Annotated in this window: 4 protein-coding genes; all 4 read right to left on the bottom strand. The window is 35.1% G+C overall.

Features of this window, described 5'->3' with window-relative positions; translation table 11 throughout:
* The coding region (locus tag WBQ70_RS11245) for a hypothetical protein (protein WP_423914177.1) at nt 1–1,454 on the bottom strand (1,454 nt) is incomplete at its 3' end.
* A 254-nt stretch (nt 1,455–1,708) separates the two neighbouring features.
* Nucleotides 1,709–2,950 carry a glycoside hydrolase family 117 protein gene (locus WBQ70_RS11240; RefSeq protein WP_423914174.1) on the bottom strand — a complete coding sequence of 414 codons (1,242 nt, stop codon included), beginning with the start codon at nt 2,948–2,950 and terminating at the stop codon, nt 1,709–1,711.
* A 154-nt stretch (nt 2,951–3,104) separates the two neighbouring features.
* A complete protein-coding gene (locus tag WBQ70_RS11235) occupies nt 3,105–4,508 on the bottom strand; it encodes a sulfatase family protein (RefSeq protein WP_423914171.1) in 1,404 nt (467 codons plus the stop codon).
* A gap of 219 nt (nt 4,509–4,727) precedes the next feature.
* Nucleotides 4,728–5,204 (bottom strand): DUF4982 domain-containing protein (locus WBQ70_RS11230; protein WP_423914168.1); only part of this gene is annotated, 477 nt, incomplete at its 5' end.

Here is a 5,204-nt window from a genome sequence, read left to right as displayed (position 1 = left end):
CCTTTATCATAAGACATCAGCGAAATTTTGGCCAATTGATTGTGTAGTACAGTACCGTCTGCATTAAACTTAGCAAAATTTGAGGACTTGCGATCATATGTGTCCCGATTAATCCAATCGTGTAAATACAACAAAGACACATTGGTACCCAAAGGATTATTTCTTTGTTTCCAATAGTCTACATCCTTTCCTTGATTCCAATTTTTTCCGTTTCTAAAGGTCACATACCAATGTTTTCCTCCGTCTTTGCTACGCCACAAACAACCTGGCATAAAATTATTTCGTGAAGCATTTGAGAACATATTGACCAAATATAAATTATTCGCATCATTAGGATCTACTGTAATATCATTAAAACGATAGGTAAGACTTTTGGGTAATTCTGGAAACATCTTCTGTGCTTTGTCAATCGACACCCCAAAAAAGTACCCCACAACATTATAATAACTTCTTAGTATACTTTTATCATCTGCAAACTGAGTCATATCAACCGCTAAATCGCCATTTATATTTACCCAATTTTCGCCTTTATCGGTACTTTTAAAGATACCGCCAGCCGCATCTTTGATGGTTTTACCATCGGCTTGCCACAACACACTAGCAATCACATATAGGGAAACCTGATTTGTTTTTTTATCGTGATGCATTGTAAACGAACGAATCACATCCGTATCGATTCCTTTTATTTTAAGTTCCCAATGGTTCCCTGCATCGGTACTTTTATAAAAACCATAATTGGAATTGGCGTAAATAGTATTGGTATCCACAGGATCCACAATAACAGTTTCAATTTCAGCCTTAGGATTCAAACCTGAATTGATTAATTCCCAACTTTTTCCTTTGTCGGTACTTTTCCAAATTTTACCTTGACTATTTTCATCGATATAAGTACCGTGAGGTTGTTCTTTGCTAAAAAGGATTCGTCCCCAGTCTCTCATTCGGCCAGCTCCTACATACCAAACATTTTCATCTTTTGGATTCACAGTAATACACGACAATCTGGATTTACCAAAAACCGAGACCATGGCTTCGTTTTTAATCCACGTCTTTCCTTTATTATTTGTATAAAAAACACCTTGAGCTCGTGAATCAGTACAAAAACCAAAATTGGGATTTTGTCTCGAAAAATCGATGCTATTGAACTCATTTGGCCCACGGGTTCCCATTCTTATATAGGGACCGTCTTCGTCTAAAACAGTTTCATAAGTTAGTCCTTTATCTGTAGTCACATAGGAATTTCCCATATTTGGAGAGATAAACAACCGATTAGGATCCAATGGATGCCAAAAAGCCGATTTATTATTACCGCTCATTCCAGGACCAAATTGTGTCCATACAATAGCGGGATTTGAAACGACATCTTCTTTTTTTAATTTTCTAAAAAAATCTTTTTGAGCTGTGGCCAACGTTGTTCCAGCAAGGAGAATAAGTATGACTAATATATTTCTTTTCATTTTTTACTATTTCTTTTAAATCTAATTAATTCCGAGATCCTTTTAATTTATATTTCGTATATCGTCATACCATTCATATTTAACGAGGGATTCTTCAATCCTTTGAATCGTACTTTAAATACTTTAGAATTTTTTACCATTTCTATATTTTAAATTGCAATATCATTAGGCATGCTATTATTCTACACATACACAAATGATTGTTGAATAAAGCAAAAGGTATCTTATGAAAACAGCATCTTTTTTTCAAAAACTTATTTTTCGGTTCCAATTCTTTCTAATTGTTTTTTGCTTAAACCTTGTCTAAAATATTCTTCGGGAGTATGTTGCACACGGTGTTCTTTCATTTCGGGATCGTTCATATCTTGACTTAAATCACAATCGAAACGCACGAGCATCGAATTGAATTTGTCATATCCTGACACGTTGATAAAATGTGCCAATCCCCAAGTAATCCCTCTACCATCTTTAGTATTCGTAAAAGCATCAGGAATATAAGGACCTGCCGCATAAGGCATTAATTCGGTAATTGAAGCAATTTCAAAATTAACGCCATCCTTAGCGTATTGAATGGTGTTATGCTCGTTTCCATCTTTATAAACTAAGGCAGCAATACCCGTTTGAAACGGAAAAAGTGAGGTTTCGTGTCCCGAAGTGATGACTGGATTAAGTTTGTTTTTAGTGAAAGGCCCCAAAGGATTATCGGCTGTAGCGAGTCCTTGCATGCGAACCCAATTGGGATTTTTATCAAAATCGGATTTGTAATACAGGTAGATTTTTCCTTTATAAACCAATGGATATGGGTCGTGAATGGAAAAATGATCCCATTCTCCTTTTGCCCCATTTGGAATGACTATTTTATTGTAAGGAGTCCAAGGTCCATCTGGCGAATCAGCATAGGACACTGCTACTGGGCAATCATCACCACGTGTTCCACTTGCTTCCATAAAACCTTGATAGTACATATAATATTTACCTTTCCATTCCAATATATCTGCTGTAGTAACGGCACGCCAACCTAGTTGAGGTTTAGGTGGACGAGGAATAGCAACTCCTTTTTCTTCCCAAGTAAAACCGTCTTTGCTGGTAGCATACCAAATCTCGGCCAAATCCCAATCAGCAGACGGAATGGTATCATTGCTCTTTTGAGCTCCTTGTGGAGGTGTAGGTGTGTTTCTATAGGTATACCAAACATAATATTTACCATTGGCAAAGATAATTTTTGAAGGGTCTCTACGTGAAATTGTTCCATCATGATTGTGGTAATCAAACCCTTTTAGTTTGGTATACTTAAATTGAGAAAACAATTCGTTGTCTTCGGGTTTTGGAGCAGGATATTTGGTATAAATACGCTCCATGGCTGCACTCATTTCTCGCTTTGGTTTTTCTTTAGGCAAAATATAAGGAAAACCGCCTTGATTTTGGCTATACAAATTTTGGTTTAATGCTATAAAGAGAAAACTTCCCAAAGCAACTATTTTGCTTGTCTTTTTCATTGTAAAGTTCTTTTTAAGGCTATACTATTATTTTTTAGTCTGTCTATTATTTATTGGAAAAGTTCCCTAACACTACTTTTTGAGGGTTTTATAATCATCATTTTATTCATTGAAACTTTAATCTCAACAATATTTTCGAATTGAATCTAAGAAACTATTTCACTTTTTGTAAGTCATTAAAGTATTCTTTTTTCCAAATAATAGGTTCTTTCATGCCTTTGAACCAAACTCCAAATTCTTTAGACATTTTGGCCACCAACTCTTTATTTTCGGCTGCAACATTCTTGGATTCAGTTGGATCTTTTTCTAAGTCGAATAATTGTACGGCTCCAAATTCGAACATTTGTACTAATTTCCATTTTCCACTTCGTACTGCCCATGTAGCGGGAGCATCATCTTTAGAGTACTCTTCATCCATTTTTTCTTTGAAAGCACCTTCCGATCTTGGTACGTGAGAACCTGCCCAAAAAAGGGATTTGTGAACTTCATTTTTATTTTTGGAATTAAATATAGGTAGCAAATTCGTTCCATCCAAAATAATGTTCTTTGGTTTTTCAATAGAAGCTGCTGCTAAACTGGTAGTTAAGATATCCAATGAATACACCATTTCCGAACGAACCTGTCCTTTAGGAATCTTAGCTGGCCATTTCATTAAAAACTGAACATGGTAACCACCTTCCCATTGTTCTCTTTTGAATCCTCTCCAAGGAGCATTGCTACCTTCCCACCAAGAAGGCAAACCACCATTATCACTCAGAAAATAAACCAAGGTATTTTCTTCAAGTCCGCTTTCTTTTAATGTTTTTAGAACACGACCTACTCCTTCATCCAAGGCATCTACCATTGCCATTTGGGTGGCTATATTTTTAGGAAAACCTTTGGCTGTATATTTAGCTACATAATCTACCGGCGCTTGATTTGGACCATGCACAGCATTATAGGCAAGGTACATAAAGAACGGTTTTTTGTTATTTTTTCCTTCTTCGATAAAATTTACGGCTTCATCTGTAAACTGAAAAGTCAAATACTTATGTTTGGTCACTTTGGTTTTACCATCAAATAAAATAGGCGAATTGAAATAATCCGTTTGGGCACTATTAAAACCATAATATTTATCAAATCCTCGATCTATAGGATGCTGTCCTTCATTTTTAACACCTACGTGCCATTTCCCAATAGCTGCTGTTCTATAACCTGCTTCATGAAAATAAGTTCCCATTATTTTCTCGGAAGCAGGAACTCCAGGTCCTTTTTGTGTGTCGCAGTTGGCGTAAATACCAAAACGTTGTTGGTATCTACCTGTTAACAATCCAGAACGAGAAGGCCCACAAACAGAAGCCGTAACATACCCTTCTGTAAAAGTGGCACCATCTTTAGCAATGGCATCAATATTAGGAGTAGCTAATTTTGCTTTTCCGTTAGTATATACGCCTGTTGTAGCATATCCTAAATCATCGGCTACGATTACAAGTATGTTAGGACGAGATGTCCCATTTTTTTGTGCTTTTACTGTAGTTATCGTCAACAACAATAAAAAAAAGAATCCTATTCTATTCATATTATTTTTTCTTAATTTATAAAATAGTAATGCAAAAACATTACGTTATACTTTGAATTCAAAAAGACAAAAAGGTTTAATTAAAAAAAATTAAATTTTATTTTTTTTAAACAATCAAACCACTTATAATCAATTAGTTAAATAAAATAAAAGATCACCACAAATAGTCAAAATAACTACTTATGGTGCTCCTTATTTCATATGTGAAATTTAAAAAAACTATTTCGTTTCAATCACAATTTGAGTGCTTTTTAACGATTTAGAATTGGCTTTTAAGCTAATCGTACCTGTTTTTTTAGATGACTTTAAAATGGCTAAACACATTCCATTAAACGCTTTTCTTTGGTTACCCTGAAAAGATTCTAAACTGATTTGATTTCCGTTATCGACACCTACAATTGAACCTTCTCCTTTAACATCAAAAGTTACCAAATTATCAGCCAGCGGACAGAAATTACCGTCTTTGTCTAATATTTTCACGGTTACGTACGCTAAGTCTAATCCGTCAGCATCAATTTTACTTCTGTCAACAGATAAACTGATTTTAGCAGGTTTTCCAGCTGTTGTGATGACTTCTTCATTGACTTTTTTACCCTCTTTATAACCTACTACTTTTAAAGTACCTGAGGCATAAGGAACATTCCATGACAAACGGTATTTTGACTGAAAAGTCTTTGGTTCGTAACGACTAAAACC

It is taken from the genome of Flavobacterium sp. (genome assembly GCF_049590715.1).
Classification (GTDB): Bacteria; Bacteroidota; Bacteroidia; order Flavobacteriales; family Flavobacteriaceae; genus Flavobacterium.
Note: the sequence above shows the minus strand (reverse complement) of the source record. Positions and strands in the feature narration are given on the sequence as shown.